At 70.1% G+C, this 24,439-nt stretch carries 27 protein-coding genes and 2 pseudogenes; 6 read left to right on the top strand and 23 right to left on the bottom strand.

Going from position 1 to position 24,439, the window contains the following annotated elements:
• Positions 1 to 166: 166 nt before the first annotated feature.
• Entirely contained in the window at positions 167 to 652 is a 486-nt protein-coding gene (locus FF041_RS22245) for a hypothetical protein (protein ID WP_153524415.1), read from the bottom strand.
• The gene (locus FF041_RS40120) at positions 652 to 774 is read right to left on the bottom strand and encodes a hypothetical protein (RefSeq protein ID WP_267133216.1); all 123 of its coding nucleotides are present in this window, start codon (positions 772 to 774) and stop codon (positions 652 to 654) included. The genes FF041_RS22245 and FF041_RS40120 overlap by 1 nt, the downstream gene beginning before the upstream one ends.
• 144 nt (positions 775 to 918) lie before the next feature.
• On the opposite strand from FF041_RS40120, the gene FF041_RS22240 reads away from it, so the two are divergent.
• The 3 genes and pseudogenes from FF041_RS22240 to FF041_RS39230 all read left to right on the top strand — a co-directional run.
• On the top strand, positions 919 to 1,497 hold the full coding sequence (locus FF041_RS22240; protein ID WP_228388503.1) for an Imm21 family immunity protein: 579 nt from the start codon (positions 919 to 921) through the stop codon (positions 1,495 to 1,497).
• Between the two features lie 407 nt (positions 1,498 to 1,904).
• Positions 1,905 to 2,702: a DUF6461 domain-containing protein gene (locus FF041_RS22235; RefSeq protein WP_228388502.1), complete on the top strand. Its 798-nt coding sequence runs from the start codon at positions 1,905 to 1,907 to the stop codon at positions 2,700 to 2,702.
• 303 nt (positions 2,703 to 3,005) lie between these two features.
• Positions 3,006 to 3,617 (top strand): annotated as a pseudogene (locus tag FF041_RS39230) (DUF6000 family protein); the annotation flags it as partial.
• Between the two features lie 115 nt (positions 3,618 to 3,732).
• On the opposite strand, the gene FF041_RS22225 reads toward FF041_RS39230, so the two are convergent.
• On the bottom strand, positions 3,733 to 4,362 hold the full coding sequence (locus FF041_RS22225) for a class I SAM-dependent methyltransferase (protein ID WP_323392393.1): 630 nt from the start codon (positions 4,360 to 4,362) through the stop codon (positions 3,733 to 3,735).
• A 76-nt stretch (positions 4,363 to 4,438) separates the two neighbouring features.
• Positions 4,439 to 4,681, bottom strand: a complete 243-nt coding sequence (locus tag FF041_RS22220; RefSeq protein ID WP_153524412.1) for a hypothetical protein — start codon at positions 4,679 to 4,681, stop codon at positions 4,439 to 4,441.
• A gap of 368 nt (positions 4,682 to 5,049) precedes the next feature.
• Here FF041_RS22220 and FF041_RS22215 point away from each other — a divergent pair, with 368 nt between their 5' ends.
• Positions 5,050 to 5,310 (top strand): hypothetical protein, encoded by a 261-nt coding sequence (locus FF041_RS22215; protein ID WP_153524411.1) that lies wholly within the window; start codon positions 5,050 to 5,052, stop codon positions 5,308 to 5,310.
• Between the two features lie 88 nt (positions 5,311 to 5,398).
• Complete coding sequence (locus tag FF041_RS22210; RefSeq protein WP_153524410.1) at positions 5,399 to 5,872, top strand: hypothetical protein; 474 nt, start codon at positions 5,399 to 5,401, stop codon at positions 5,870 to 5,872.
• Positions 5,873 to 6,026: 154 nt separating this feature from the next.
• Here the strand turns inward: FF041_RS22210 and FF041_RS22205 are convergent, their stop codons facing one another.
• From FF041_RS22205 to FF041_RS22160, 10 genes and pseudogenes are all read right to left on the bottom strand, one after another.
• Complete coding sequence (locus tag FF041_RS22205) at positions 6,027 to 6,452, bottom strand: DUF6919 domain-containing protein (protein WP_153524409.1); 426 nt, start codon at positions 6,450 to 6,452, stop codon at positions 6,027 to 6,029.
• A 112-nt stretch (positions 6,453 to 6,564) separates the two neighbouring features.
• Positions 6,565 to 6,765 (bottom strand): hypothetical protein, encoded by a 201-nt coding sequence (locus tag FF041_RS22200; protein WP_153524408.1) that lies wholly within the window; start codon positions 6,763 to 6,765, stop codon positions 6,565 to 6,567.
• Between the two features lie 52 nt (positions 6,766 to 6,817).
• Positions 6,818 to 7,231: a hypothetical protein gene (locus FF041_RS22195; RefSeq protein WP_153524407.1), complete on the bottom strand. Its 414-nt coding sequence runs from the start codon at positions 7,229 to 7,231 to the stop codon at positions 6,818 to 6,820.
• A 104-nt stretch (positions 7,232 to 7,335) separates the two neighbouring features.
• Complete coding sequence (locus tag FF041_RS22190; RefSeq protein WP_153524406.1) at positions 7,336 to 7,791, bottom strand: Pycsar system effector family protein; 456 nt, start codon at positions 7,789 to 7,791, stop codon at positions 7,336 to 7,338.
• Positions 7,792 to 7,936: 145 nt separating this feature from the next.
• Positions 7,937 to 8,104 (bottom strand): pRL2-8, encoded by a 168-nt coding sequence (locus FF041_RS22185; RefSeq protein WP_153524405.1) that lies wholly within the window; start codon positions 8,102 to 8,104, stop codon positions 7,937 to 7,939.
• A 1-nt stretch (position 8,105) separates the two neighbouring features.
• The gene (locus FF041_RS38045; RefSeq protein WP_323392390.1) at positions 8,106 to 8,444 is read right to left on the bottom strand and encodes a hypothetical protein; all 339 of its coding nucleotides are present in this window, start codon (positions 8,442 to 8,444) and stop codon (positions 8,106 to 8,108) included.
• 181 nt (positions 8,445 to 8,625) lie between these two features.
• Positions 8,626 to 9,102, bottom strand: coding sequence for a hypothetical protein (locus tag FF041_RS22175; protein WP_228388500.1), 477 nt, complete (start codon positions 9,100 to 9,102; stop codon positions 8,626 to 8,628).
• A complete protein-coding gene (locus FF041_RS22170) occupies positions 9,099 to 10,241 on the bottom strand; it encodes a hypothetical protein (protein WP_153524404.1) in 1,143 nt (380 codons plus the stop codon). The genes FF041_RS22175 and FF041_RS22170 overlap by 4 nt, the downstream gene beginning before the upstream one ends.
• 113 nt (positions 10,242 to 10,354) lie before the next feature.
• A pseudogene (locus FF041_RS22165) lies at positions 10,355 to 10,642 on the bottom strand (hypothetical protein).
• A 4-nt stretch (positions 10,643 to 10,646) separates the two neighbouring features.
• Positions 10,647 to 11,198, bottom strand: a complete 552-nt coding sequence (locus FF041_RS22160; protein WP_153524403.1) for a hypothetical protein — start codon at positions 11,196 to 11,198, stop codon at positions 10,647 to 10,649.
• A gap of 279 nt (positions 11,199 to 11,477) precedes the next feature.
• Here FF041_RS22160 and FF041_RS22155 point away from each other — a divergent pair, with 279 nt between their 5' ends.
• Entirely contained in the window at positions 11,478 to 12,791 is a 1,314-nt protein-coding gene (locus tag FF041_RS22155) for a serine/threonine-protein kinase (RefSeq protein ID WP_153524402.1), read from the top strand.
• 59 nt (positions 12,792 to 12,850) lie between these two features.
• Here FF041_RS22155 and FF041_RS39225 read toward each other — a convergent pair whose 3' ends face one another.
• The 9 genes from FF041_RS39225 to FF041_RS22110 all read right to left on the bottom strand — a co-directional run bounded on the left by FF041_RS39225 (position 12,851) and on the right by FF041_RS22110 (position 24,437).
• Positions 12,851 to 13,651, bottom strand: coding sequence for an RRQRL motif-containing zinc-binding protein (locus tag FF041_RS39225; protein ID WP_228388498.1), 801 nt, complete (start codon positions 13,649 to 13,651; stop codon positions 12,851 to 12,853).
• Positions 13,652 to 14,026: 375 nt separating this feature from the next.
• Positions 14,027 to 16,360 (bottom strand): hypothetical protein, encoded by a 2,334-nt coding sequence (locus FF041_RS22145; RefSeq protein ID WP_153524401.1) that lies wholly within the window; start codon positions 16,358 to 16,360, stop codon positions 14,027 to 14,029.
• 100 nt (positions 16,361 to 16,460) lie between these two features.
• Entirely contained in the window at positions 16,461 to 16,841 is a 381-nt protein-coding gene (locus FF041_RS22140) for a hypothetical protein (protein WP_153524400.1), read from the bottom strand.
• A 21-nt stretch (positions 16,842 to 16,862) separates the two neighbouring features.
• Positions 16,863 to 18,686: a hypothetical protein gene (locus FF041_RS22135; protein WP_228388496.1), complete on the bottom strand. Its 1,824-nt coding sequence runs from the start codon at positions 18,684 to 18,686 to the stop codon at positions 16,863 to 16,865.
• A gap of 239 nt (positions 18,687 to 18,925) precedes the next feature.
• The gene (locus FF041_RS22130) at positions 18,926 to 19,507 is read right to left on the bottom strand and encodes a hypothetical protein (RefSeq protein ID WP_228388494.1); all 582 of its coding nucleotides are present in this window, start codon (positions 19,505 to 19,507) and stop codon (positions 18,926 to 18,928) included.
• 58 nt (positions 19,508 to 19,565) lie between these two features.
• Positions 19,566 to 20,081 (bottom strand): DUF6197 family protein, encoded by a 516-nt coding sequence (locus FF041_RS22125; RefSeq protein WP_194292121.1) that lies wholly within the window; start codon positions 20,079 to 20,081, stop codon positions 19,566 to 19,568.
• A 318-nt stretch (positions 20,082 to 20,399) separates the two neighbouring features.
• Entirely contained in the window at positions 20,400 to 22,991 is a 2,592-nt protein-coding gene (locus tag FF041_RS22120) for a hypothetical protein (RefSeq protein ID WP_323392388.1), read from the bottom strand.
• Between the two features lie 171 nt (positions 22,992 to 23,162).
• The gene (locus FF041_RS22115) at positions 23,163 to 23,597 is read right to left on the bottom strand and encodes a hypothetical protein (RefSeq protein WP_153524397.1); all 435 of its coding nucleotides are present in this window, start codon (positions 23,595 to 23,597) and stop codon (positions 23,163 to 23,165) included.
• Positions 23,598 to 23,699: 102 nt separating this feature from the next.
• Complete coding sequence (locus FF041_RS22110) at positions 23,700 to 24,437, bottom strand: hypothetical protein (RefSeq protein WP_153524396.1); 738 nt, start codon at positions 24,435 to 24,437, stop codon at positions 23,700 to 23,702.
• Positions 24,438 to 24,439: the final 2 nt, after the last annotated feature.

Raw genomic sequence — 24,439 nt, 5'->3', positions numbered from 1 at the left:
GGCAGTGGCGTTGGCGACCACAAGGAACTGGTCGCTCGCCAGGTCCATCACGACCGGGCGTGCCCTGGGCTCGCTGGGCGGCGGGGTATTCGTCGGCGGGCCAGGAGCTGCAGGGGGCTGGCGGGGAACCGCTCCAGGACGGTGCGCTGCATGGGGAGGGCGGTCGCTATTGCGTGCCGCCGTTCTCGTAGGTGTCGATGAGGGCAGCGACCGCGTCGGGGCTGGTGGCTTCGCCGACCCACTGGCCGGATGTGGTGAACACAGGAACGGCGTCGCGGTCGGCGTCGAACACCGCCGCGTAGTTGCCCCAGCGCTCCAGCACGAGGTCAAGCAGCACGGGGGCCGGCGCTGCCTGTAGGACTTCCAGAGCATCGACGCTGACGTGGGCCGGGGCGGTCGGGGCGTCGGGCTGGACGATGGTGCCGGTGACGCGCAGGAGGTCGCCGGGCTGGATCTCGGACAGCAGTAGATCGGCGATGCGCGGGTCTTGGGTGGTGCAGGCGTACACGGTGTCCGGGGTGTCGGGCGCGACGGCGTCTGGGTCGGCGGGGGAGCGGATCAGGTCGAAGCGGGCGGTGCCCCACCTGGTGCCGGGGGCCGGGATGGCGTCGACGTAGCCGTCGATGACGGCGAGGTGCGTCTGGGGATTCATCAGCTGGCCTCCGCCAGGGTCTTGGTGGGGCGGCGCGTGTGCTGCGCGAGGAGCTCGCGGTTGCGCTGCTGCTGGTCGGGGGTGACCGGCTCGGTCCAGGGCTCGTAGTGGCTGGACCACATGGCGCTCGCGGCCGGGGTCGGGTCGGGGGCCGGCGGACGGACGTCGCGGCGGGCCAGTCGAGCTCCCAGCCGGGTAGCCGCAGGCGCCCCCGTGTGCGGAATAGCGCCTCAGGCGTTGTCAGTGAACAAGGGCAGACTGACCACATGACCGCATCCCGCAACGCCTCTCGTCACGTCCATGCCGATCTCGCTTGGGTGCAGTCGATGGGTGGCCCGTTGATCGTTATCCCCGTCTCTGCGCTGAACCAGTGGGGCGGCTGCACGAAAGACGGAGTGATCGTCGGGGGCACTGAGGTTCCCGACGACTACGACCGTGCATGTGACGTGGAAGGCTGGGCTGGGATTATCGATGTAGGCCTTGAGGGTTCCGGGTTGGTGCTAGCCGACGAGCCCGCCACGACCTGCTACCTCTCTGAGCAGAACGTCTTCCTGCGATGGCTCGCCGCCGACTCTGATGCCGAGTTCCTTGAAGCGGCCAAGGCCGTCTTGGACGATCCCGCAACCGAGTGGGAAGGCTGTGGGGTCTGGGAGACCGACGGAGCAGCGGTTCTCCTGGATTCTGCTGTAGCGGGAGCTGACCTGGCCGTGGAGCACCGGGAGCAGGGAGGCTTGCCAGAGCAGGCCCTGATTTCTGTGCCGGCAGGACGCTGGAGCGTTCGTGCATTTCACAAGACAGGCGACTTTCCGTGGGTAGGGGTCTTCCAGCTCCTTTCTGCGTCATGACTCTCATCCGTCTGATCGGTGGGCGGCCTCGGCTGCGTGGGAGGCCCTGACGGCTCCCGCGGTCCACCGTTCGGCCGTGAAAGAGCTGACCCCGAGGAGGCGTTGGAGAACCGTCAGGGTCATCTGATTGCTACGGGCGCGTGCGGTGACTGGCTGCCCCCGGGCGTTGTCAGACCTGTCTGCGATGGTGTGCGCACGGAGCGGTGGACGGAGTTGGCCAGTTGGGGGTTGAAGGGGGCACGGTGACGATTCACGATGACGGCTGGGCGGGTGCGGGCTGGGAGGACTGGCAGGACCACGGCGGCATCCGGCGGCGGCTCGATCAGGGTGCAGATCCAGAGGTGTGGGGCGGAGGGCGGCCCTTGCACCGGGCGGCAGGCTTCGGCTCAACGGCGGTAGTCACGGAGATGGCTCGACGTGTTGCGGATGTGGACGCGCTTGAGGACGGGACGACGGCGCTGTGGGAAGCCGTCCTGTCCGACCGACCGGACAACGCGCGGGCCCTCGAAGCAGCCGGAGCGGATCCCTGGCGGCCCTTGATCGGCGGCTGGTCACCGGGGCGGCTCAGCCTGGCCGGGCCGACACCGGACCTGTTCGTGATGCCTGAAGGAGAGCGCGGGCTGAGCGAGGCGGAACGCACGGCGGCGCAGGAGGGCAGACGGCTCGTCGCCGCGCTGGGAGGCATCCACTACGAGGGCACGGGTCTGGCGTGCGTGACCGGGATCAACGCCGAGGAGGCGGTGCGCCGCTTGGAGGCGACTCCAGCCAGAGGTGAGGAGCTGGAGGAATTGATCGAGGATCCGTACGCGTACGACCCGGACGAAAGCCTGCGGGTCGTCGGCGTGACCACCGTGCCGGGCGGGTGCGTCGTCACCCAGCCATGGGGGTACGCGCCGCAGATGCCGGGTGTACTGACCCGGCTGTCCGCTGGCACCGTCTGCTACGGCCTGTACGCCAACCCCAAGAGCGGCAACCAGGGCAGCATCGTCCAAAACGGGGGCATCGAAGGCTGGGACCTCCACCCGGGCGGCGCACCGGACCCGGACGGCACCCCCGGAGAAGTCCTGGCCTCCTACCTCTACCGGCACAACGCGGTCGCGTACGCCTGTGCCTTCGCAGAACTGCGGCTGACCGACGCACGCGCTGTCGTGGGACCACCCGACATATGGGTTGAACTACCGCAGCGTGACTACTGGGAACACTGACACCAGGACAGTCACGAGCAATTCATGATGCTGAACCAACCACGATAAGGAGTGGAAAGAGCGTCGGCCACAGGGACCGGGGCACACCGGGCGTGCTGCCGTCGCCTTCTCCAGCGCAGCTTCCTTCGCAAGCGTCAACGGGATCCTGGGCTTCGTCAGGGCAATCCGGCACAGCCACGCAAAACGCCGGCCCCGCAGCACTCGATCCGGGCGGCGCACAGTCGTCACCCCGTCCCGCGGACGAGCGGCGTGGCGTCAAAAAAGCCTAGCCGAGTTGCGCACCAGCGAGCCAGGATCGGACCTGTGATACGCCATGCCCACGAGGATGCCGAACTGCTGGCCCTGGTTCGCCGCTATGTCACGCCCGAGCGCCGCTATATGAAGCTCAGCGGTGCCTTGCTGCGTATGCAAAGTCCTGAGTACGACCGCTTCGTGCGAACCCTCGGCGAAGACGCGGGAGCCATCACCGCGCAGGAGATCGCCACCCTCCTTGAGGGCGGCTGGCGGGAGCGGAGAACCGCCGCGTGGCTTGTGGCCGTCTCCCGCCGGACCGAGTTTCGGGAGCGCATGGGGGGCCTCCTGCTGACCAGCGAGGTCTGCTGTGCCGGGCTGGCCTATTGCGTGGCCCTGTCCAGTTTCGGCACGCCGCGTGACGCTGATCTGCTCGCCGCCTACCTTGATCGTTATCTTCGCCGCCCCGACCTCGCCTACGACCAGGCCGCAGCAATGGGCGCTCTCGTGTTCCTTGACCTGAATCTGAGAGGCGACCATTCCGCGCGCTTCCTGGAGTCGGCCGGCTTGTGGCGACGGTGGCTCCAGGACGCGCCCCATATGCAGCGCGCTGCGGATCCCACCCCCTCCTACCTGAGCCTGATCCGTCGGCTCTGCGCATTCGTTGACGAATGCGCAGAAGCGAGCAGCAGCACGCCTCGGGCCGCTCCCGCGTGTCGGCGGTCGTGGAGAGTGCCTGCGCACCGCGACTCGGTCAGAGAGGAGGGGCATTACCCCTCCCCAGGCCACAGGCAACGCTCTACGGGCGGCGGGCCAGCAAATGGGTGTCGAGGAAGCCCCGCTCGGAGGCCGGGTCGTGGAGCAGCCGAGCCACCGTGACGAGCCCGGCCCCGGCCAGCAACTCGGCAAACTGCTCCGCCGGCCAGCTGTAGGCGGGCGTCACCTTGTGGTCGAAGCGGACCGGCTCCGGTCCCTCGGTCCCGAAGAAGGACACCAGGAGCAGGCCCCCTGGGGCCAGGACACGCACCTGCTCAGCGAGCAGCGCGGGCAATTCCCCAGGTGGGGTATGGATCACCGAGTAGTGGGCCAGCACTCCGCCGAGCGCGCCGTCCTCGACCGGCAGGGCCTCCATTCGCGCTTCGTCGAACCGCAGCGCCGGATGGGCCCGCCGGGCGTGGTCGACCATGGCCGGGGAGAGGTCGAGCCCGAAGGCGTCCAGCCCCAAGTCGTGCAGCATGGCGGTCAGATGACCGGGTCCGCACCCGACGTCGGCTGCCCGCAGGCTCCCCGTGCCACGCACGAGCTCGGCGAAGGTGGCGATCACGTTCCGTGCGAACGGCTGCGTCTCCAACCGATTAGCGAACATCGAGGCAGACAGCTCGACGACCCCGTCGTAGGCCGCCCTGGTCTCGTCCTGGTGTTCCAACACGGGAAGGAAACTAACACCCGTGCCGTTCACAGCCGTTCTCCGGCCCGCAGCAGGGCGGCGCACAGGCGGCGGGGGGTCACGTCAGCGGGATCGCGCGGCAGAGGCTGGCGTGTGTGTTGGCCTTCTCGCGGATGTCCCACAGGTGGTTCTCCTCCGGGTACCGCGAGGTGTCCTTGCAGCCGTGGCAGTCCCAGCGGTGTTTGTCGGAGGAGTGGCCGGGGCCGGTGACGTCGACGTAGCTGCCGCCGATGGTGAGGAACCGGATCTGGAGGTCGGTGGGGCGGTCGGGCTCGGTGAAGGCAGAGGAGCTGGTGCTCATGGTCGGTGGTCCTCTCGGGTTCAGGCGGCCAGCAGGTGTTTGGCCGGGGGATGTATGTAGGTGGAGGGGGCCGCGGGGGCGCCGTCGTGGCACTCCAGGCAGCAGCCCAGGCCCACACGGGCGAGACAGGCGTCCGGTTCGGCCGCTCGGACCAGCTGCTGGCCCCGGCAGCGGTCTTTGGGGAACCGACGGAGTACGGCTCGTGGGGTGACGGAATGCGCGAAGCGGAGTGAGTGGGCCTCGCTGGTCCCTCTCGCAATCGTCCCGGCTTTCAGAACTTTGAGTCGCTGTCAGGACGCCGCAGTACGCTCCGCCGCATGACAAGGACCGGGACATGCGATGCCCGACTCAACCGGCTATGGGGAGCCGTGTGCGCCTTCGCCGGGATCTTCTTCCTCGTATGGGGACTCTCTTGGGTCAAAGCGAGTGTGCTGAACGAGGATCTACAAAACCGCTGCGAAGATCTGCACACCGCCAGCTTCCCGTTCGAGAAATCTTGCAGTCATGAGAACGGCACAGTTGGGGGCGCGAACAGCCTGCTCTTCGACGGGGCCTTCTTCGGCTCGATGGCCGCGGGAGTGGTTTGTCTCGTAGCCGCATTCACGATCGAGGCAGGCCAGAAGAGGTAGCCCGAGTTACGCGCCCGGCACCCAGCCAATGCGGTCAGATCCTCGGCACGGTGTGTGCTACGCAGCACCCCCGGCCTAAGCTGCGCTCATGGACTGGACCACTCTGCTGGCGACGGGGCTGGGTGCGCTGATCGGGGTTGGCAGCACCCTGGTTGGGGACCGGATACGGTGGCGCCGGGATACCTCTGAGATCGACCGGGAACGGCTGGAGACACGCTGCGTCGAGCTCCTCGAGGCGTTGACGAACGCACGCGACGGTATCTCACTGGCGAGCCGGGAAGTGGACACAGCCGCTTCGGACAGGGCCCAGCTCGCTCGCGCGAGCTTCGCCGGTCAGAACGTCTACGCCAAAAAGTACCTGCTGGAGCTGATCGCACCGGCTGACGTGGCACAGCTCGCAGACGAAGCCTCCTACGAGCTGACTGTGTACCGGGACGCGGTCGCCGACGGAGCGATCTTTGACGATTCCGCTTGTGCCCAGGCACGCCGTAGCTTCCGCAAGTCTCGCAAGGCTCTGATGGTCGGTATGCAGGGGATAATCCAGCGGCCTGCGTCTGGCTGAGCGATCCCGGCTCTCCGCACAGACGCGAGACAGGGCACCGGACAGCACGGGCCGGTGCAGCGTGGTGCAGACCGGACGGCCTGCCCAGCCCCGGCACCGCCCCGTGGAGGTGCGCCCGCGGCTGGTCGGATGGACCCAGAACAACGTGTGCTGGTCAGCCGGTGACGGCGTCCCACCGGCAGGTGACCGGGACCCGCCCGCGGTCGACCGGGAGCCCGGGCGGGTGGACGATGATGTGGAGGTCGTGGTCCCGGGCCGTTCTGATCAGCGCGCCGAGGAGAGCCCGGTCCGTGGTCCAGCCGTCGACGGCAGCCCGCTGGGCGTAGACGGCACCGTCCCAGCCAGCCTCGGGGGCATGCCCCGGCTGGCTGCTGACCGTGACCAGGCCCAAGCGGTTGAGGCGGGCGAGCACGGGTACGAGGGGTGCGGTCTCCGGGTCGGGACCGTCCGGGTAGCCGAGGTGGTGGGCGAGTCCGCCCTCCAGCCAGTCGGCGGTCAGTCGCCCGAGGTCGTCGAGAGTGCGGGCCGTACGCCAGCGGGCGCGGTCCGCGCGGGAGGTCCAGGGCAGTCGGGCCTTCATAGGGAGTCCCTTCGGGATCGGGCCGGTTGCCAGCGGGCGGGCCGGGCGGCCTGTCCGGTCCTCGCCCGCCGCGCCGGGGCGGGGTGGGCGAGGGCCAGGCGGAGCGTCCGGGTCAGAGCTTCTGCAGGGGGTGGACGTTGTCGGGTGCGTCGTCGCGGCGGAGCGCCTGGCAGTGCTCGATGTAGCCGGTCTTCTTGGCCTTCCGGGCGAGCCACAGCAGCAGCGCGCCGCGGTCGATCGCGGCGTGCGTGGAGGCGTTGATGGCCGCGCCGGCGAGCAGCGCGGTGACGCCGATGGTCGCCCCGAGCTGCACGGCGGTGTAGGACGCGACGTGGCAGGCCGACGTGTTGAGCGTCAGTGGGGGATCAGGCGGCCATGCGGAGCTCGGCCAGCGCGATGCCGTAGGTGGCGCAGCTGCCGGAGCAGTAGTCGCGGGCGGGCTCGGCGGATCCGGCGACGTGGACGCGGACCCAGCCGCGCGGTCCGGGGGAGTGGCCAGCGGCGTCCTGGCCGCAGTGCGTGGTGGGGCAGTCCGCGCCGGTGGGCAGGTTTGCCTCGCGGCGGGAGGTGCCCCGCAGCGCGCCGCCGTTCCACTGCTGCCGCGCGTTCCGACCCGGGCTGCTGTCGGTCGTGCGGGCGGCGGTCTTCTTCGCGTTCTCGTCGCGCAGCGCTTTCAGGCAGCCGCATTCCTCGGTGGTGTCGACCTTGCGGTAGCGGTGCTGGCGGTAGCCGCGGAGGGTGCCGTGGTCGATGCCTTCTGTCTTGCCGATGACGCTCATGCGTCATCACCTCCTGTTGGGTTTGGTGGTTTTGGGTGAGCCCGTGTGGTTCCGGCGGGCTGCGGACATCGAGTCCGGGTGACGCGTGGAGTCCGTATCCGGAGTCAGGCGAGGGTGCTGGCGGCTGCCAGGGCGAGGAGGGCCAGGGCGGTGAGGCTGAGGTCGATGGCGCGCCGCAGGCGGGTGAACTTGGCGAGGGCGATGACCGAGAGGACTCGGATGCTGGCGGGGCGGGTGTCGGTCTGCATCCGAGCGCGGATCTGGTCCTCGTCGAGGGTGGCCCAGAAGGGGAAGGAGGCCCGGTCGGCTCCGCTCAGGCAGGGCCGGACGACCAGGAGAAGGAGCACGACGGCGATACCGAGGGCCAGGACGGCCAGCGTGCCGAAGATCTTGACGGGCGTGGGCAGGCTCTTGTCGGCGAGTCCGATGAGTCCGGCGATCAGGACGCCGTCGAAGGCCAGTAAGAGGCTCGCCTTGCTGTCGGTGCGGGCGATCTCGGCGACGACCGCCGCGCGGGCGGCGTCCAGGTTCTTGTCCACGGTGGGGATCGTGGTGGCCATGGAGGTTCTCCCTTCAGGCAGACGGATCCGGGCGACCGCACCGTGTGGTGTGGCCGCCCGGGGGGTGACGGTGCTCAGAACGGGGGTTCGGTGCAGGCCGGGTGGTCCGGTTGGAGTGGCGGGGCGGCGGCTTCGCGCAGCGTCGTCAGAGGACGATCATGTGATCGGGGTGGCCGTTGGCCATGTGCTCCACGCACTGCGGGCAGTCCTCACGCGGGCCGAGCCCGGCGTGCGCCTCGCGGCTGGCGTACGCGTGGTACCAGCACTGCGCGCACTGCCCCCGGGGCAGGGTCGTTGCCTTCGCGCTCGCCATGTCAGATGTCCCCTTGCGGGTGAAGGGCGCGGGCAGCCCAGATGAGGCGCTGCCCGGCGTTGTCGGTGAGGAAGGCGGCGGCTTCGTGCAGCGGGCAGGAGGCGTCGCCGTCGCGGTCGGGCTCGATCTGCTCGGCGCGGCGCGCGGCGACGGTGACCAACTGCGCCAAGGCCGGGATGAAGCCGCCGGGCGGGTCGGTGTACTCGATGAGCTCGCGCAGGATCGCGGCGAGCTCCTCCTCGTCGACGTCGTCGGCGCTGAGGTCGTCCTCGATCTGCTGGAGAGCCAGGGAGGCGATGCCGACCGCTGCGCGGACGCGTTCCAGCCGGGTGCGGCTCACCGGCGGCCGCCGGGGCGGGTGGTGAGTCAGGTGGTGACGGCGGCGGCGCCGACGCCGGTGGCCCGGTGCAGGGAAGGAATCGACCTGACGCTCAACTTCCTCCGCAGTAAACGAGAGCAGACCAGCCGATTCCAGCGAACCGGGACCGTTGACCTGGGACTTCCTCATCCTCGGCCCCCGCTCACACCAGGGTGATCAGCAGTGCGGACACCAGCAGAGCGGTCTGGTGCAGGGCCTGATCGGTCAGATACATACCGTTCATCCCGGCCGTCCTCAGCTCCGCGAAGTCCGGCGAGCCGGTGTGCTGCAACAGCCAGCGCACCGGCCACCGGCGATCGAAGAACGCGTGCGTCACCGCCGAGACGGCAAGGCCGGCCGCCAGGCCGGTCCAGGACATCTGGAGCGGGAGGACGGCCCAGACCAACGCCAGCATCACGGCCATCACCAAGTGGTACTGGGCAACGTGCTCCAGACAGGCACCCCAGCCCTTTCTCGGGCTCACGCCGTCGGCGACGTCCGTCGCCGACGGCGCCCCCTTGTTCGCGGCCTGGCGGTCGCTCTGCCCGAACACGTGATCCGCGAGGTTGTGGCCCACGGAGAGCACCGCCCACACCGTCCCGAACGTCGCCAGCACCGTGACCTGCTCGATGCTCGTCATCGAGCACCCGCCAGAAGACCGCAGAACGAGTCCTCGGTAATGTCCCAGATCGAGCCCGCCGCCGGCCCTGCGGGCAACCACGAGGGGGAGCAGTTATGCCGTTCGGTGACTTCGATGCATGGCGGCAAGAGCTGCTGGCCACGGGCGACCTTGTCCAGGACAGCAACACCTCCGTCTCCGACGACGAGGCCGGGCGCCGCTACGACCGATACGTTGCGCTTGCGGACATGGTTGATGGCACCGAGGGCCCCCGCACGGTGCGCACCCTGATCGCCTCGCTGCGCGCGGAGGAGGACTACGGCGCCCACCAAGCCGTTTACGGCGCCTTGCAGCGCTTCCCCAGCCGGGACCTTGTCAGCGGCACGGTCCTGGCAGCCGCCGATCTCTTGAGCATCCCGCGTGACCACAGTGGCCAGGTCCTCCAGCTTTTGACCCTGCTGGCCAGCGCCGACGACCTGCGGACGTTCACAGCCGCCTGTGATCGCCTGGCACTTGAGCTGCAGGCGGGACTGCGCGACCTCATCGCCGACCATGAGGCCGATGAGTGGCTCGCCGATGAGTGCTCCCTCGGACAGCTCCAGCTCGCGCAGGATTGACTTCTCGCGCCGACGCACAGCGCTGGCCGACTTGGTGCAGAGAACGTCCAGCTCCATCCACGCGCTGCCCGGCCCGGTGAGCTCCGAGGTGGCCTTGCCGTCGTCGTCGACGCGGGCGGCCTGGCAGTGCTCGATGTAGCCGGTCTTGTTCGTCTTCTTCGCCAGCCACAGCAGTAAAGCCCCGCGGTCGATCGCGGCGTGCGTCGACGCGTTGATGGCCGCGCCGGCGAGCAGCGCGGCCGGGGTGATCCGGTAGCCGAACGCGCGGGTGATCGCGACGGTCGCTCCGAGCTGTACGGCGGTGTAGGAGGCGACGTGGCAGGCGACCGCGCGCCTGCCGAGGGTGCTGGTGGTCATGGTCGGGCGGGTGGAGTCCTGGGTGGCGGGGGAGCCGTCGGCGTGGACCAGGTCCTCGCCGTACAGCCGCTTCCGCGAAGCCGTCTTGCTGCCCTGGACCCAGTGATCACAGGCAGGATGCAGCTCGCCGAAGGTGGCCAGCAGGGTGCCGAAGAGGGCCAAACGCTCGGTGGTGAGACGGGGCATGCTGTGGTTCTCCTGATCTCGAAAGGGTGGAGGAGTGGGTGGCCGGCTCTTGCCGATGCTGCGGTCACCCGGCGGTCCCGCCCCCGGCCTGTGTGGCCGGGGGTGGGGTTGTTTCAGAACGGCGGTTCGTCCGGCCAGGCCGGGACGGGCAGGAGCCGGATGCGGAGCTCGCGCCGGTCGGCCCAGCAGCTGCACGCCTCCATGTCGGGGAAGGCTCTGTCGGTCCATCAGCCGCCCTCGCCCCGGCAGTCGGGGCAGGAGCGGCGGGGCCGAGGCGAGAGCGCGATGCGGTGCCGGTCGGCGTACAGCCGCCAGTGGCCAGCCTTGAGCGCGACGGCGGCCGCCGTGCCGACCGAGACCGGGACGGCGGCCGCCAGGAGCACGGCGGTGCGGGTACGCACCGGGTCACTTCCGGGGCGGGTGCGGCTGGACCAGGAACCGGGTGCCGGTGCCGCTGTACGCGGGCACGGCCTGGAGGAAGTCGCCTTCGGTCCGCACGAGCTCGAACATCGCCTGCTTGATGAAGTCGTCGTCGCGCTGGAGGTCGACGCGGTCTTCATGGAAGTCGATCAGGTGCACGTGGTGCGGCGACGTGCCGTAGGTGCGCTTGCTCCACAGCCGGCTTCGCACGATCTGCGCGGCGCTCGTGTCGTCGGGGATCGCCGGGACGCCTCGGTTGATCGCACGGAAGCTGGCGGCGTGCACGTTGGCGAGTTCGGCGGCTTCCGTCTCCGTCAGCCGGACGCGGCGGTCGTTGCAGGCCGCGCGGTAGGTGCAGCCAAGGCACGCGGCGGCGTAGTAGGAGCTGCGGTCGCTGGCGGCGGTGTAGACGAGGACGATCGCGCCCTCCAGCGGCCCGAGGCTGTTGCGGTAGCGCTGGACGACGGTCGTTCCCGGCGGCGTCCACAAGGCCGGGTCCTGCGCGTCGGGACGGCGGGCGAAGAGGCTGCTGAGCATCGGTGACTTCTCCTTCGGGAGGGTCGTTGATCAGGCGGCCAGCCGGTGGGTCACCGGGGCCGTGGAAGCGAAGTAGGTGTCGGGGCTGGGCTCGTAGCCCCGGGCGCAGGGGTCACAGCAGCCCTGGGTGCGCAGGGGTACTGGCGGAGAGCACTTGTTCCGCAGCAGTCGTATTCCTGTCGCCTGGGTAGCTACGACCGGAAAGAAGTCCGTAAAGTCGCTTGCCCAAGCGGACACCAGCGGGTGGCATGCTGCGTGGGCCATGTAGATGGGGGACGAGTGCAGCAGCTACTGACGGACGACCCAGTGGAGCTCGGCGGCTACCAGCTCCTGGGCCGGCTTGGTCAAGGCGGAATGGGTGTGGTTTACATCGGTCGCGGGCCGCAGGGCGACGTGGTTGCCCTCAAAGTGGTGCGCCCCGAGCACGCGAGCGACAGCGAGTTCCGCCGCCGGTTCTTGCGCGAAGTTCGCGTCGCGCAAGAAATGACGGGACCAGGACTGGTCAAGATCGTTGCTGCGGACACGGATGCGGCCCAGCCATGGCTGGCTACCGAATACATCGCGGGCCCCACGCTTGCTGACGCGGTCATCCGGCACGGCCCATTGGGAACACCCGCTTGGGCAGGTATAGCTCACCAGCTGGGAACCGCTCTGCACACCGTTCACGAGGCTGGCACGGTTCACCGAGACCTGAAACCTGCCAACGTCCTGCTGTCACGCACGGGTCCACACCTGATCGACTTTGGTATCGCCCGCACACATAACGACAGTGCCCTGACCAACGTGGGCCAAGCCGTCGGCACGATCGGCTACATGGCACCCGAGTACCTCACCACCGCAACAGCAGACGAGCGCGCTGATCTCTTCGCCTTCGGAGCAGTACTTGCCTACGCGGCGACTGGGCGGCACCCCTTCGGACAGGGACGCTGGGAAGAGGTGCAATACCGGTCCGTTCACGAGCCGCCAGATCTCGCAGGCCTTTCCCCCCACATCGCCGCCTTGCTGGCAGCACTTCTCGACAAGAATCCGTATCGGCGCCCACCGCTGAGCGCTGCTCTCCAGGAAATCCCTTCCCCAGACCCAGCACAGGCCTGGCTTCCCGCCGCAATCCTCGCTGACATCGCCGCAGCCGCGGAGCACGTCCTACGTCTAAAGGCGCCCCAGAACACCCGGCTCGTCGATCCTCAAACCGAGTCCACGCACAGGGCAACGTTTCTCGAGATTGTCCCCGCACCCCCGCGCCCGCCGTTATGGGGACGGTTGAAAGACGCCTTTAACGGAGTGCCCGTCGATGAGGGCCCCGCCATCCAGGAACTGCGCCTTGGTCGCGCGGCAGCCGCGTCAGGCGGACCCATAGCTTTCCTGGCGAACGAACATGAGACATGTTCCGCCTGCAGCGGACGGGGAACGACCGCTGCAGGGCTTTGCCGATCATGCTCAGGCTCCGGTCACCTCCCGGGTACACCCCAGTCAGTCAGCATCACCTTCGCACCGGGCATCAGCTCGGGCACGTTCCTCGTACTGCCAGGAATGGGATACCCGGACAATGAGGGAAACCGTAGCGATCTGTATCTCGCAGTCCACATCCGCTGAAGCACGGCACGAATCGCAGCGCCGCCCAGTGGTCGCTCCAGGTCACCGCCGGTGATAGCTCAGGCGTCGTCGCGGCGGGTGGCGATGCAGTCCGTCCAGTCGCGCTTGGCCAGGGTGGCCCACCGGGTCGCATTGCTCACGCTGGTACCTGTGACTTCAGCGAGGATTGATACAGGAACGTTGGCGGCCAGGGCCAGGCGGGCGGCGTTGCGACCGGCGAGTCCTTTGAGGTCGTGCTTGCGGAATTGAAGGTGGATCGACTGCAGGCACAGCGGACGAGCCGGGTTGTGGCCTGGGAAGAGCCACGGGGTTGTGCTGGCGGAGCGGTTGTTCTCCCAGGCCGCTTCGGCCTGCTCCAGGCGCTGCCCGACGAGGGTCGAGATACGGGGCGGCAGGTCCACGTGGTGGCCGTTCAGATGCAGGCGCACGGTCTTTCCGTCCAGCGAGACGTCCCCGGTGGTGAGCCGGAGGACCTTGCTGATCTGCAGGCCGAGAAGTAGGACGAGGCTGCCGACCACTCGCGCAGCAAGCGAGATGGTCTCGTCTTGTACGCAGCGTCGGAACCGGCGCAGGCATTCCGGGCACGTAGACCTCGCGGCCATCGCCCGGTCCAGCGCCCATTCCTGCGCGATCGTCGGCACGCGTTTCGGCCGGGCGAGCGCCACGTCGTACAGCCAGCCGCGCTGAGGGTGGTCGCACGAGATGTCGGGCCAGTAGCTGCAGTACTTGCAGCACAGGATGGCGACCGGGCCGTGCCCGCCGGGGCTCAGGCCCCGCTCGCGCAGCTGGCGTCTGGTGACCAGGCCCTCGGGACAGGAGCGCCGGTCGAACTCCTCCAGCGTCGCGGTGCTGCGCGGCACCTTCTTGACCTCGCGGCGCCGGCCCTTCTTCCGAGGGCGGGGCATCACCGGCTCCAGGTACCGGGGAGCCGGGCGGGGCGCTGCGGGTAGCGGGGGCCGGGGCGCTGAGGGCGGGGGCGGCCGATCCGGCGGCGCGGTCGGGGGATGAGCACGGGCTGTTCCTCCAGCGGGTCGAGGGCAGGGACGGCGGCACCCCACCGGCGATGGGCTGTCCGGCGGGGCGCGTGGTGCTGTGCGGTGACGGCCGCTACGGCGTGTCGGTGCTGGCCGTGGTCGGCGCGATGCTGTGCCGCGGGGGTCTGGGGCGGGGTTCAGTACGAACTGGAACGGCGGCGCGCCCCCCCATGTGGGAAGCGCGCCGCTATGTGACAGCGGTTAGGCGGCTTCGTCGCTGGCCTTCGGTCGGCCGCCCAGGGCGACCTTCGAGGCTTTCCCTTCCTTGATCCGGTGGATCTTTCCCGCCTTTTCCAGCTTGTTCAGTACGTTCGCGAAGGTCGACTCCGCCACTCCGCAGGCGGCCTGCAGCTGGCCCCGCTCCACGTAGTCGATGTCGTCGGGGTCAATGTCGTCGCCCTCGTCGACCATGTCCACGTACATGGGGTCGGACTCGTCACGTAGGGCGGCCAGGACCTTCTCCTCCGACGTCAGCTCCTTGGCCTTCGGGAGATAGACGCCGGCGAACGAGGTCCCCGCTTCGCCGGTCCCGCCTTCGCCGTCCTTCTCCTCGAAGCCGGGGATGGGGGTCTGGGCCAGCTCCTCCATGTGCGCCTGGTCGCCCCACCAGGGGACGTCGGCCGGGGCCAGGATGTTCTCCGGCCGGATGTGCGCGGTGGCGTCCTCCAGGGTGTCGATCCGCATCATGCCGGCGCGCCCGCCCGGTGCCGCGACGTAGCCCAGGCCGAAGGTGCGGCGCGGGTCCGACTCCTCCATCGTCGGGTCGTAGACCAGCGTGTCGTCGTCCTCCACCCACACCGGCGGGATCAGGGAGGGGTCCAGGCCCTCGAAGCCGGGGGGAAGGTCGCCCAGGTTCACCTGGTCGCTGTCGGTGCGCAGGATGATCCAGGTGCCGCCGGCCAGGAGGTTGGCACGGATCGCCTGCTCTCCACCGAGCTGGTCCAGGTTCACGGTCTGGTTGATCAGGACCCAGGGCATGCCCAGGGAGCGGGTCAGGGACGCGCCGTCCTTGACGATCTTCACGGCCTCCTTGCGGTTCGGCGCTCCCGGGGCCAGCATCTGGGCGGCCTCGTCCAGGATCGTGGCGCAGTACGGCCGCATCGCGGACGGCTCGAAGTTCTTCAGCTCCATGGCGGCGGCCTCATCGATCCGGTGCTGGAGGACCCACCAGGACAGCCGCATGGCGCCCAGGGCGCCGTACTGCGTCAGGCCGCTGTACGCGGCCATCTTCGGGATCGCCGGGTTACTCGCCCCTTTGGGGTCGCCGTAGATCTGGGCCATCTTGTTGGCGTGGTACGCCAGGCTGATCATCTGGCCCGTGCCTCCCTTGCCGGAGCCGGTGGTACCGGCGATCACGACGTGGAGGGCGCCGAGCTTCGGGTCGAACAGCTGGATCCTCGCGGGGAAGCCGGAGACGATCTTCCCGATGCTGACCCAGCCGCCCGGGGTGGCCTTCAGAGAGTCCAGGCCCTGGAAGTCGTGGCCGGCCTCCAGCGGGTTGTGGTCCATGACGCGGATGATCGCGCGCCGCGGGTCGCGCCGTCCCAGCTCGTAGGAGACGAGGTCGATGGAGCGGCGGAGCGCACCGGCCAGCTCGCCGAGGTTGACGACGCGGGGGAGTGCGTCGAGGTCGTCGTCGGCCACGACGCGCGCGACCTGGCCGCCGGTGTTCTCGTCCTTTCCGACCTCCTCCAGGTGGGTCTTCGGGAGGACCCGCGCCCGGACCCGCTTCCAGGCGCCCTGGAGGGTGGAGGGGTCCAGCTCCGCGCGCCGGGTGTACCAGACGGTGATGAACGCCTCCCCGGAGTGCGCGCCGTACGTCATGGTGATGTCGTCGACCGTGCGGCCGAAGAGGCTGGAGACGGTCTCCTTCGACACGTTCACCGAGTCGCCCAGGGCGGCGGTGATCCGTCCCTCCCAGCGGTCCGTGTAGATCACGACGTCGGAGAGGACCTGGTTGCGGTGGCGTCCCGTCTTCGGGTCGCTGATCACGCGCCCCCAGGCCGCGATCATCTTGTCGGCCAGGGATACCGGGCCGGGGTCGCCGGTGTTGGCTGCCGGGGCGGCCTGTGTCGGCGTCTGCTCCACCTCAATCTGCTGCTTCTGCCTGCCGAAGACGCGGCGGAGGCGCCAGCCGGTGAAGACGACCGCGGCCCACCAGCCCAGCGACAGGATCCCGGGAACGGTGGCCGGCTCGAGGACGCCGGCCATTAGCGCTTCGGACGCCTGGGCTCCGCCCAGCTGGCCCAGGGCCAGGCCCATACCGGTGGTGATCGTGGAGATCCCCATGGTGTCGCGGTGCGCCCGCGCGATGTCGATGCCGGGGAGCTGGTTCGCCCAGCGGCCCAGGCGGTTCATGTAGTTGGCGCTGGCGAACGTCGCGCCGACCAGGAAACCGGCCCCGGCGTAGGCCGCCGCGTTCGGCTCCAGGTAGGGGGCCAGGATGCCCACCCCGACAGGGAGGACGATCTGGAGCGCCGCGGCGGCGCGCTCCGCCGGCTCCGCGTTCGGCACGGTCCTGGTGATGGTGGACATCGAGGGGAAACTCCTGTCTGGGTACCGGGTGATCCGCAAGGGCGCGGCCGGCCCGCAGGGTGCGATCCCCGAGGCCGGCCGCGCCGGTGGTGTGGTGGTGCTATTCCTGCTCGAACCAGTAGCGCGACACCTTCTCCAAGCCGTCGACGTCGGAGCGGTCGAAGGCTTCCTGGAACCCGGCGTGGGCGGTGCGGGCCTGGTCGCCGGCCGCCTTCGCGGCCTTCGCGGTGTCGGACGTCCTCGACGCGTAGGTGATCGCGGCCTCCGACACCCCGCGGATGATTTTCGACAGCTCCTGGCACTCCGCCAGGGAGTCGCGGTCCACGCTCTTGGCTCCCAGCGCGTCCGCGTCGGAGGCGGTGTCGTCGGCCAGTTCCCTGATGTTGTCCGCGGCCTTCTTGACGCCCTCCGCGTTGCGGGCCAGGGCCTTCTCCTTGTCCTGGGTCTTTCGGACGAGGACCTTGTACGTCAGCTCCGCCATGATCGGGTCTCCCGTCCGGTCCTACGCGGCGGGCGCGTAGGAGCCCTTGTCGTTGTAGAAGCGCAGTTCGGCCGGCTTCGTCTCGTCGCTGTCCACCACCGCCTTGTACAGCGGCGCGTACCTGGTCCCGATGTTGGTCAGGACGACCCTGCACATTTCCGCCGCCCGCTTCGCACGCTTGTGGAGTTCGGCGGCCTCCGTCGCCTGGGCCTTCGCCGCGTCGGCCAGCTTCGTCAGCTTCGCGGCCAGCTTCTCCCCGCCCTCGACGGCCTTCGCCTGCTCGGCGAGCTTCTGGCAGTCCTTCGCCTCGTCCTGGGCGGCGGCTTCGAGCTGCTTGCACGCGTCAGCCACCTTGATCAGGTGGTTCTCCTTGGTCTCCACCTTGCGTTCGTACTGCTTGAAGTTGCGCAGCTCCTTCCGGCTGATCGACCCACGGGCACCCTCCGTTCCCAGAGTCAGAGTGTTCGCGTCGATCTCCTTGACCAGGAGGGGCTTCACATCCGTGCTCACTCCGTCGTCTCCTTCATCCGGCGGGGCGATGACGATCGACTGGCCACTGGGCCCGGTGACCGTCGTCCCCTGCTGCTTCGGGTCGTCCTTCTTCGGGTCCTGCTGCTTCGCCTTGTGACCGGTGTGCGCCTTGTCCAGCCGTGCATGTTCCTTGCCGTTCTCCTCTTTCTTGTCCTGGTATCCGTCCTTCGCGCCCTTCGCGTATGCCTTCACGTGGTCGACCGCGTTTCGGACCGCGGAGCCGTCGCCGTGACCCGTCTCCCTTGAGCGCTGGAGCGGGGTCCGGTTGTCGGTCCCGTTCGAGCCGTGGCCGGCGGCGCCGTTCTTGCCGTTCTCGCCAGCGCCGCCGCTCGACGAGCCGGATCCGCCGCCGCTCCCGGAAGAGCCGCCCGAACCCTTGCCACTGCCGCCGCCCTTCTCCGGGTCGGCCTTCACTCCCTTGCCCCTGTCGGCCTTGCCCTTGGAGTCGTCGGAGGTAGCTCCGGACGAGCCGCCCGACGTCGATCCACCGCCGCTTCCGGAGGCGCCGACCTTTCCGGCCTTGTCGACCTTGCCCTTGTCGGCCTTGTCCTTCGAGTTGCCGGAATTACCGCCGGACGGGCCGCCCGATGTCGACCCACCGCCGCTTCCGGAGGCCCCGGGCTTTCCGTCCTTGCCAGCCTTTCCGCCAGATCCCGCGTTCCCCGAGGAGTCGTCCTTCCCCTTACTTCCGGAGTCCTTTGTCCCCTTGGAGCTGGTTTCCTTCGACGCGCCGCCGCCACCGTTTCCACTGGTGCCGCGCCCGCCTCCGGATCCGCCGCTCCCAGTCGAGCCGGACGAGCCTCGCCCACCGCCTCCGGTGGCACCGCCGCTTCCGCCGCGCCCGGTACCCGTGGAGCCGTTCCCTGTGGAATTCCGGCCCGAATTCTCGCCGCCATTTCCGCCGGAATTCCGACCCCCTCCGCCGGCCTCTCCGGAGCCGTTTCGGGTGGGAAGCCCAGGCGACTTCATGACCGTGGTGGTCCGGGCTTCCTTCACCTGGTGCGCGCCAGCCCTGGCCTTCTCCAGATCCAGCCGCTTGTTCGCCGTCCCGCCGCCCTTCGCCCAGCGGGTCGCACCGGCCCGGATCAGCGTTTTGATCACGCCCTCCTTGTACCGGGTACCGGCCGCGTCGGAGCCGGCCCCGGTCAGGTCCTCCGGGGCCTTGAACGACTCGCTGGTGACGCCTGGGGAGGAACGGTCCACCACTCCGTCGGGGTCCGCCTTCGCGGCCGGATCGTCACCGGCCGGCCTGGCCCCGGCGCCGGTCGCGGTGACCGGCCGGGCCGGCTCCACCGCGGCCATCAGGGCGGCCATGATGCCGGTGTCTCCAGCCGGCGCGGGCGCGGTGCTGGCGGCTGGCGAAGCGGGCAGATCGGGTGGTCCCCCGGGGACCGGGGGCACCGTATCGGTCGCCATCATTTCCTCACTCTCCGTGGTCGCCGGTGGTTCCTTACTCCTTACCTCCCAGCGGAGAGCGGCCGATCAGTCGGCCATGGAGCCCGATTACGGCACTCTCCGCCAGGAGGGAAGGAGTAAGGAACCACCGTGCGTGACTACGCGTCGGCCTTCTTGCCCTTGCGCGCGAACACCGCGACGGCCAGGCCGCCGCCGGCGACGAGACCCAGCAGGGCGGGGGAGTTGATCCCGCCACCACCCCCTCCGTTACCGGTATCCCGGGCGGTGCCGGCGGCCTCCATGCCGGACCTGTCGGTGGCCTCGTACTGCTGCTTGCAGTCCGCCACGACATCGCTCCTCGTGGGCGATCCGTACCCCTTGCCGATCAGGTCGGAAGAGTCCTTCACGCACTTGTCGACGGCCGTCTGGATCTTGTCGGCGGAGGCGGTCGCGGCCTTCTTGTCGGTGCTCGCCTGCTCGTTCCGGATCTTCATTTCCTCCAGCTCCAGCTTCTTCATCTGGATCTGGAGGGCGGCGGCCTCCTTCTCGTCCTTCACGACGGCCGCCGAATGGACCTGGAACCAGATGGTTCCGCCGCCGACGATCGCCACCCCGGCCACCGCGATGGCGACCTTTCCGCGGCGGGTCAGACCGGCCTTCTTGTGCTTTGCGACCGGGGTTCCGTACGGCCCTTCATCGGCGTACGGGGAAGCGTTCGGAGCGCTATTCCCGAAGGTCATTCCGGCCGTCATTCCGGCCTGAATTCCTTCGAATACCCTCTCTTCGTCCGGTGTCATTTCAGTCTCCGTTCTTACGCGCCATGTCGGAGGCCGCAGAGATCGTGGCCTCCACACCCCGGAAAGTGTTGCTGGAAAGGTCGTTCCACTCCCAGAACCGCATGTTCACGCCCTGGCGGGCCAGCTGGGTCTGGAGGTAATTCACGGCCTTACCCCGGTCGATCGTGGTCACATGCCCGGTGGATTCCAGAAAGGTCTGGGCACCCCTGATGCACATACGTCCGGTGGGGGATAAATCGAAGGACTGGGACCAGCCGTAGCGGGTCAGGACTTCGATCACCTGGACCAGGTGGTACGAGGGCTTCAAGGGGCGCGGCTCCTGCCAAAGCCCCAGGTCAGCCGTCGCGGACCGGATCCCCTTGGGGATCACGCGCTGGCCCCAGGTCGGGGGGTCGGGCGCCCAGATCTCCAGGGTCGGCGGGATCACCGCGGGGGGTGCCAGCGCGGGCGCCGGCGGGGTCGTCGTACGGGTGAAGCTCCCAGACTTCGGGGCTGGCCCGGTCGTCGTGGGTGCCATGCTGTGCTCCTTTCTTGCGTGAGCAGAGAAGCCGAAGGCCCCCGCTGATCACGCTTCAGCAGGGGGCCTTCGTGTGCCTGAACCGCGTCGCGGATCTCCTTCCACTCGGGGCGGTGCCCGAGCTCGGTGCAGAGGAGACGGATGCGGTCGTGGCGCGGGGTGGGTGGTACTCGGTTCGTGCCTGGCCCGCTGTATCCGCGCTCGGGGCACGGTGCGGGCGAGCGGCCTGCCGGCCGTGGCCGTCCCCGGTCCGCGCTCGGTGGGCGAGCGCGGTCCGGGGGCGACTATGAGCGGCAGGGCGTTGTGCGGGCGGTCCGGTCAGCGGACCGTGTGCTGCTTGAGGGCGACCGCGATCTGTCCGGCGCGGTCCGTGGCGATGGAGCCGCCCTCGGTCCGGACCGCCTTGGCGATGTTGGTCCGGTTCAGTGGCTCGTTCGCGGTCCGGAGCCGGTCCAGCGCGGTCCGCTCCAGGTCCGTGAGCGTGATGACCGTGAGGTCCGGACCGCCGTCCTCGCCACGGTCCGGACCGTCGATCTCGTCCGGTGCTTCCTGGTCGGCCGGTCCGGTGCGGTCCGGCTCCCACGGTCCGGGAGCGGCGTCGGCGGTCCGGACCGTCACCCTGCGCGTTGTCGCCGCGCCCTGAGCGGCGGGCGCGGTCCGGGAGCCCCGGTCCGGACCGGGGCCGGTCAGCAGGTCAGCGCCCTGCGATCCGGCCGGACCGGCCTCCAGAGCGAGAGCCGGTCCGCCGGTCCGGTCCATGGCTCCAGCGGTCCGGACCGGACCGTGGACCGCGTTCCGTTCGCCCGGACCGGACCGGACCGCGTACCCGCCGGGCTGGACCGGGCGGACCGGAACGAGGCTTTCCAGCGGTCCGTTGCGGTCCGTGCGGGTCAGGGTGAGGACGGTGGGGATGGCGGCCGGTCCGTGATCGTCGGCCGCGATGCGGGGGACGATGACCCGGTGCAGGGCCAGACCGGTCCGGACCGCCTTGCGGTCCGCGAGCTCCGCGCCCGCTGCGGTCCAGGCCCGGTCCAAGGTGGTCAGGCGCGGGTCGGTGATCGCGAGGGACCAGGCGGTGAAGGAGTGGACCGGGTAGCGGAACCAGCGGACCGCCCCGATGGAGGGCCGCGCCTTGGCGACCCTGCCGTCCTCACGGAGCTTGCGGCGGTGGATCAGCGAGGCGTACAGCTCCCACAGCACCATCCCCACGATGCTCATGGCGGCGAACGCCACCGCCTTCGGGGTGAAGTGCCAGTAGGTGATCTGCTCCGTCCAGATCTCCGCTTTCGCGTCCCAGACCCGGCTGCCGGGCACCGGCTCACCGGAGGCGTGCCAGAAGTTCATGACCGCCGCCCCGAGGGCGAAGATCCACGTGCTGACGCGGTAGAGGGTTCCGGCGTCGCCGCCCTGGCGGGCCTGGTGGTACATCCAGCCCACGAACGCCGTCGACAGCTCCCACGCGGCGGCGAACAGGACCGTGAACGGGACGACCCAGCCGAGGATGTCCTCGGCGAACCCGGCCTGCCCCGTCCACGCGACGGCCATCGGGGCGGTGATCGGACCGATCACCATCAGGCGTTCCGCGTTGACCTTCACGAACTGCTTCACGCGGTCGGTCACGGCCGGCTTCCCGGCGCGGTCCGCGGCCCGCAGCTCGCGGGCCTTCGCCTTGCGGGCCTCCTTCGCGTCCCGGCGCTCCTCGCCGGCCTGGAGCTTGAGGCGCTTGCGTTCCAGGGCCTGCTCGGTGCGGTCGGTGGCGCGCTTCATCCGGGCGGCGGCCTCGGCCACGAACTCGTCGGCGGCCTTCAGCGTGACGTCCGCGTCCGCTTCCCGCAGCCGGGCCTGCGCCAGCGCCTGCTCGGCTTCCGCGAGGTCCGCGTCCCTCTTGGTGCGGGCGGCGGCCAGGATGCGGTCGGCCTCCTCGCGGGTGGTGCGGGTCAGACGCTCGGCGTCCTCGGCCGCCGTCGCCCGCAGCCGGCTGATGTCCTCCTCGGCCAGCGTCCGCGTACGCGCCGCATCCGCACGGGACGCCTCCCGCTCGCGGGCAGCGTCCTCACGCAGCTCGGCAGCCGCCTTCTCCGCCCCGGCCTTCACCTGCGCGGCCTGGGCGTCCGCACTCTCGCGCAGCCGGTCGGCCTCACCCCGCACCCGCTCCAGGAGCTGTTCGGCGTCGGCAGTCGCGCGGGTGCGTGTCTGCGCCGCGGTGAGCTCCGCGCCGGCCACCAGCTCGGTGCACGCGCTCTCCGCGTCGGCGAGGGCCTTCGCGGCCTCGGCACGGACCTGCTCCGCCATCGCGGCCGCCGTGGCGGCGACCTGCTCCGCTTCTACGGCTGCCGCGGAGGTGATCTCCTCCGCCTGTCGACGGGCGCCGGCGAGCAGCTGCTCGGCAGCCGTCTTGGCGTCGGCGAGGACCTGGTCGGCCTCGCCGGCCGCCGTCGTCGTGACGGCGTCGGCGTCGCGGCGCGCGTCGGCGAGCAGCTGCTCCGCCGTCGCCTCGGCGGCGGCCCGGCGCTGGTCGGCGTCGGAGGCCGCCGTGGCGGCGGCCTTCGTACGGACCTGGTCGGCGTCCGTCGCAGCGACGGCCAGGAGGCGGGCCTGCTCCGCGTTGGCGGCCTCGGTGATCGAGGCCGCCTCTGTGCGCGCGCCGTCCAGCAGCTCGGCGGCGCGCACCTGGCCGTCGGCGAGGATCCGCGCGACGTCGTCGACGGCCAGGTCCCGGAGGTCGGCGGCGCGGTCGGCGGCGTCGGCCACGACCGGGTCGGTCTCCTCGAACACCAGCGGCACGGTGTTCTCGGCGGCGGCCTGGGCGGGAATGGAGGGCGGCGTCGCCGGTGCCTTGGCGCGCCCGTTGCGGGGCTTCGTGTTCGCCGCGGGCTGGCGCCTGCGGCGGGTGGCGGGCTTGGTGGCCACGGAATGTCCTCTCTTCCGGGCGCCTCCGTGCAAGAGGTCACCGTGGATCTGCGGCGGTGGGTAGGGTCGTGAGCAGGCCCTCCGGGGCCCCGGCAGCTTGAATGCCGCGGAGCCGGAGGACCGTTGTGCTGAGGAGGTCAGCGCCGGGCGGGAACAGCAGTGACATCAGCGTCAGGGCGTCAGGGCGGGGTGCTGAGCGGTGGGGCCGTGACGGCGGGCGTAGGCGATACCGGCCAGGAGCAGGGTGCGGACCTGCTCGACCGTGCGGCCCGGCACCGTGTCCCACAGCCGCGGTGCGGCGGCGCCGGCACCGGTGCGGGCACAGATGACCAGCTCCAGGACACTGACGGACACACCGGCCAGATCCCCGGGACCGGCCAGCACCTCCCACAGACCGAAGGAGCCCGGCTCCCAGCCCTCCCGGTCCAGCAGACCGAGAGCAGCCTCCAAAAACCCGGCGGCCTGCGGGCCGGTGACCGGCTCCCCGCTGGAGCCGAACCACATCCGCCGAGCGGTGTACCAGTCGACCTCCAACCGGGCGGCCTGCTGAAGCAGACCCTCGGCCTCTGCCGTCGTCTCCATGAGGGCGGGCGTCAACACAGTCATCACGATTCCTCTCGCGTACGGTCCGGGCTGTCCGGCTCCCCGTCACCGCCCGTCCCGGCCCGCCGAAGGGTCGGCGGCTGGTGCGGGCGGCTCGGGCAGCCGTCAGACCAGCTCGCGATCCCCGGCGAGATCGGCGACGTCACGCAGCCGCGCGCGCTGTGCGGCGATCTCCGTGCGCACCTTGTGGACCAGCGGAGTGTCGGTGCTCCAGACACCGTCGCCGTACTCGCTCGCGGGGGCGACGTGCCAGCCGGAGACGTCGGTGCCGGCCTCAGCGGCGACGGCGGCCAGCTCCAGCTCGTGCTCGTACCCGGCGGCGGAAACCTGCGCATCGGCCAGGGCGGCGAGCTTCCCGGCAACCTGATCCCATGCGCGGGCCGCATCCCGCGCAGCGTTCTCGGCGTCGCCCAGGCGCAGCAGCTGCGCGCGCCACCGGCCGTCCGGGGTCTCCCAGAACGTGCGGAAGGTCGTGGTGAGCGCGGTGTGCGCGGCCTCCCATGCCGCCCACAGCGGCACGGCCTCACGCAGTACCGGCGTGGCCTGGGCGCGGAGCCGGGCGTGGGACCACATGGCCCGCGCCGCGCCGTACTCGATGCGAATCTCCGCCAGCTGCTCGCGGTCCAGGGCCCGGTCCTCATAGGCCGCGATCGGGGTCTGCGGTTCGGGCTCGCTGCCGGTGAACGGGCGAAAGGAGTAGACGACGGCGCCCCACTGGCCCAGGCGGGACTGGAGAAAGTGCGGGTGGTGGTAACGGGCCGCCGGGGCCGGGACGGAGCGGACCGGGGACGGCGCGAGGCCGGACCGGTCGAGCGCGCGGTGCAAAGCAATGGTTCGGGACATGC

The sequence above is a fragment of the Streptomyces jumonjinensis genome (genome assembly GCF_009600885.1).
GTDB lineage: Bacteria > Actinomycetota > Actinomycetes > Streptomycetales > Streptomycetaceae > Streptomyces > Streptomyces jumonjinensis.
The sequence above is the reverse complement of the archived record's forward strand: the minus strand, read 5'-3'. Positions and strand labels throughout refer to the sequence as shown.

Excerpts from the sequence above, each read along its gene's own strand:
- FF041_RS22245 (WP_153524415.1), bottom strand. The coding sequence starts at position 652 with ATGAATCCCCAGACGCACCTCGCCGTCATCGACGGCTACGTCGACGCC.
- FF041_RS40120 (WP_267133216.1), bottom strand. The coding sequence starts at position 774 with ATGTGGTCCAGCCACTACGAGCCCTGGACCGAGCCGGTCACCCCCGAC.
- FF041_RS22240 (WP_228388503.1), top strand. The coding sequence starts at position 919 with ATGACCGCATCCCGCAACGCCTCTCGTCACGTCCATGCCGATCTCGCT.
- FF041_RS22235 (WP_228388502.1), top strand. The coding sequence starts at position 1,905 with ATGGCTCGACGTGTTGCGGATGTGGACGCGCTTGAGGACGGGACGACG.
- FF041_RS22220 (WP_153524412.1), bottom strand. The coding sequence starts at position 4,681 with ATGAGCACCAGCTCCTCTGCCTTCACCGAGCCCGACCGCCCCACCGAC.
- FF041_RS22210 (WP_153524410.1), top strand. The coding sequence starts at position 5,399 with ATGGACTGGACCACTCTGCTGGCGACGGGGCTGGGTGCGCTGATCGGG.
- FF041_RS22205 (WP_153524409.1), bottom strand. The coding sequence starts at position 6,452 with ATGAAGGCCCGACTGCCCTGGACCTCCCGCGCGGACCGCGCCCGCTGG.
- FF041_RS22195 (WP_153524407.1), bottom strand. The coding sequence starts at position 7,231 with ATGAGCGTCATCGGCAAGACAGAAGGCATCGACCACGGCACCCTCCGC.
- FF041_RS22190 (WP_153524406.1), bottom strand. The coding sequence starts at position 7,791 with ATGGCCACCACGATCCCCACCGTGGACAAGAACCTGGACGCCGCCCGC.
- FF041_RS22185 (WP_153524405.1), bottom strand. The coding sequence starts at position 8,104 with ATGGCGAGCGCGAAGGCAACGACCCTGCCCCGGGGGCAGTGCGCGCAG.
- FF041_RS22175 (WP_228388500.1), bottom strand. The coding sequence starts at position 9,102 with ATGACGAGCATCGAGCAGGTCACGGTGCTGGCGACGTTCGGGACGGTG.
- FF041_RS22170 (WP_153524404.1), bottom strand. The coding sequence starts at position 10,241 with ATGCCCCGTCTCACCACCGAGCGTTTGGCCCTCTTCGGCACCCTGCTG.
- FF041_RS22160 (WP_153524403.1), bottom strand. The coding sequence starts at position 11,198 with ATGCTCAGCAGCCTCTTCGCCCGCCGTCCCGACGCGCAGGACCCGGCC.
- FF041_RS22145 (WP_153524401.1), bottom strand. The coding sequence starts at position 16,360 with ATGTCCACCATCACCAGGACCGTGCCGAACGCGGAGCCGGCGGAGCGC.
- FF041_RS22140 (WP_153524400.1), bottom strand. The coding sequence starts at position 16,841 with ATGGCGGAGCTGACGTACAAGGTCCTCGTCCGAAAGACCCAGGACAAG.
- FF041_RS22135 (WP_228388496.1), bottom strand. The coding sequence starts at position 18,686 with ATGGCCGCCCTGATGGCCGCGGTGGAGCCGGCCCGGCCGGTCACCGCG.
- FF041_RS22130 (WP_228388494.1), bottom strand. The coding sequence starts at position 19,507 with ATGACCTTCGGGAATAGCGCTCCGAACGCTTCCCCGTACGCCGATGAA.
- FF041_RS22125 (WP_194292121.1), bottom strand. The coding sequence starts at position 20,081 with ATGGCACCCACGACGACCGGGCCAGCCCCGAAGTCTGGGAGCTTCACC.
- FF041_RS22115 (WP_153524397.1), bottom strand. The coding sequence starts at position 23,597 with ATGACTGTGTTGACGCCCGCCCTCATGGAGACGACGGCAGAGGCCGAG.
- FF041_RS22110 (WP_153524396.1), bottom strand. The coding sequence starts at position 24,437 with ATGTCCCGAACCATTGCTTTGCACCGCGCGCTCGACCGGTCCGGCCTC.